The following is a 2493-nucleotide window of genomic DNA, read 5'->3' on the forward strand; positions in this document are numbered from 1 at the left end:
TAGCGCCGATGGTAGTTGGGACCTTGTCCCTGTGAGAGTAGGACGTCGCCAAGCAACTTTAAGACGAGTCAGAATGACTCGTCTTTTTTGTGTTTTATAACTTTTTTTCAAAGCTAAATATTTTGAAGTGCTTCTCGCTTTTCAAAAAGATTTTTGAGTACGTAGCTATATAAGTTTTATTCAATTTCTTTCGTGATTCTTTATATGTAATTTAAGATTTTCTATTTTATTTCTTAAAGATAGGATTCATCAGTGTGTTAAAATAGTACAGTTGTTTTTGATGTACTTTAATATAAGAAGATTTAAGTTAGAAAAGGAGATAATATGAAAAAGATAAGTATAATTACTATAGTAGTCTTAGTCCTGCTAGTAATCGTGTATATGTTAGTTGGAAATTATTTTTATAACTATGCGTTAAATGCGAAACAAGAAAAAGAATTTTTGCAAGATAATCCTCATTTAGTAGAAACGGTAAATGCATCGGGAGATGTAATGGCTGCAAATGAAGAAAAGAATGCAAACTTCGTATCGAAGTATAAACCTAACACATTAACTATACGTTCTTTCGATAAATTAAATTTAAAAGGTTATGAATATATGAATGAACCATCTAGTCATAAATGGGCAATTGTAGTTCATGGATACAATGGTAGAGCATCAGAAATGACGAAATATGTTCGTAACTTTTATGAACAAGGTTATAATGTCATAGCACCAGACCTTCGTGGGCACGGAAATAGTGAAGGGGATTATGTTGGTATGGGCTGGCATGATCGTAAAGATGTTTTGATTTGGATTCAACAAATCTTGAAGAAAGACCCTAATGCTGAAATAGCTCTATTTGGTGTTTCAATGGGCGGGGCAACTGTAATGATGACTTCAGGAGAAGATTTACCTTCTAATGTTAAAGTTATTATTGAAGATTGTGGATACTCAACTGTTATTGATGAATTTACTTATCAACTAAAAGATTTATTCCATTTACCGAAGTTTCCTGTTATGAATGCGGCAAATACGGTTACTAAATTAAGAGCTGGTTACGATTTAGAAGAGGCTTCAGCTGTAAAACAAGTAGCGAAAAGTAAAACACCTATGCTGTTCATTCATGGGGATGCTGATACATTCGTTCCTTTTGAAATGTTAGATGAAGTATATAATGCTGCAAAAGTAGAAAAAGAGAAATTAATTGTTCCAGGTGCTGGACATGGAGAAGCGGAGAAAGTAGATTCGAATAAATATTGGAATACTGTATGGAAGTTCGTAGGGAAGTATATTCCGGCATAATTAAAGTTGTTGCATTTATATAGACGATAATCGGAGGGATAATAGTTAATCCTTTTGATTATCGTTTTTTTGTTAATTAGGTATTCTGCTATAAGTGTGTTTTTGTATGTACTATATGAAGGAGATAGAGCAAAAACTTTTGAATTCCTTAATCTCAGTGCTACAATGATTGAAAACTAAATGTTAATGAGGTGTTTTTTATGAAAATTGAAGTATGGTCGGATTTTGTATGTCCATTTTGCTATATTGGGAAACGTAGATTAGAGATGGCTTTAGAACAATTTCCACATAAGAAGGATGTTGAAGTTGAGTTTAAAAGTTTTGAATTAGACCAAAATGCTCCAATCTATTCTGGAACAAGTATTAATGAAGTACTTGCATCAAAGTATGGAATTAGTATTGAAGAAGCTAAGCGTAATAACGTACAGTTAGGAAATCATGCAGCTAGTATGGGTTTAAGTTTTAATTTTGATGAGATGAAGCCGACTAATACTTTTGATGCGCATCGTCTTGCTAAGTTTGCAAAGAATCAAGGGAAAGAAAAAGAGATTACAGAAAATTTACTTTTTGCATATTTCACTGAATCGAAAAATTTAAGCGATGTGGATACACTTGCTACTATCGCTGAAGCTTCAGGTTTAGATAAGCAAGAATCTTTAAATGTTATTAATGATAAAAATGCGTATGCAAATGATGTTAGAATTGATGAAGCGATTGCTCAGCAATATCAAATTTCGGGAGTGCCTTATTTTATTATTAATCAAAAGTATGCTATTTCAGGTGCACAACCACTTGAAACTTTTGTTGGTGCACTTCAGCAAGTGTGGGAAGAAGAGAATCCTGCACCTAAGTTGCAAGAACTTTCTTCAGAGGGTGGAAGCGATCTTTCTTGTACTGATGGAAGTTGTTCGGTGCCGTCGAAAGAACAATAGTTTTTATGGTAGAAGAGCACCCCATAGATTGTTCTGTGGGATGCTTGTATATAACTTATAGAAGAAATACGTAAATGAAATCTATAAAATATAAAGTTTTTTAAAAAACGTATTGACGATTATACTTTAGAGGTGTAATATAGAACAAGTCGCCGATGACATTAACGTCGAAAGCGACAAACGAAATAAAAAACTTAGTTGACATCAATTAACGAAAGTGTTAACATAAGGAAGTCGCAAATGAGCGACTAAGTAGTTCTTTGAAAACTGAACGAAA

2 protein-coding genes are annotated in these 2493 nt (G+C 33.1%); both read left to right on the forward strand.

The genetic code is table 11. The features are described from left to right. Positions 1-324: 324 nt before the first annotated feature. On the forward strand, positions 325-1284 hold the full coding sequence (locus BLT20_RS29940) for an alpha/beta hydrolase (RefSeq protein WP_000723979.1): 960 nt from the start codon (positions 325-327) through the stop codon (positions 1282-1284). Between the two features lie 200 nt (positions 1285-1484). After that, entirely contained in the window at positions 1485-2216 is a 732-nt protein-coding gene (locus tag BLT20_RS29945) for a DsbA family oxidoreductase (RefSeq protein WP_000687943.1), read from the forward strand. Positions 2217-2493: the final 277 nt, after the last annotated feature.

It is taken from the genome of Bacillus sp. cl96 (genome assembly GCF_900100505.1).
In the GTDB taxonomy this organism is placed as follows: domain Bacteria; phylum Bacillota; class Bacilli; order Bacillales; family Bacillaceae_G; genus Bacillus_A; species Bacillus_A cereus.

Excerpts from the sequence above, each read along its gene's own strand:
- BLT20_RS29940 (WP_000723979.1), top strand. The coding sequence starts at position 325 with ATGAAAAAGATAAGTATAATTACTATAGTAGTCTTAGTCCTGCTAGTA.
- BLT20_RS29945 (WP_000687943.1), top strand. The coding sequence starts at position 1,485 with ATGAAAATTGAAGTATGGTCGGATTTTGTATGTCCATTTTGCTATATT.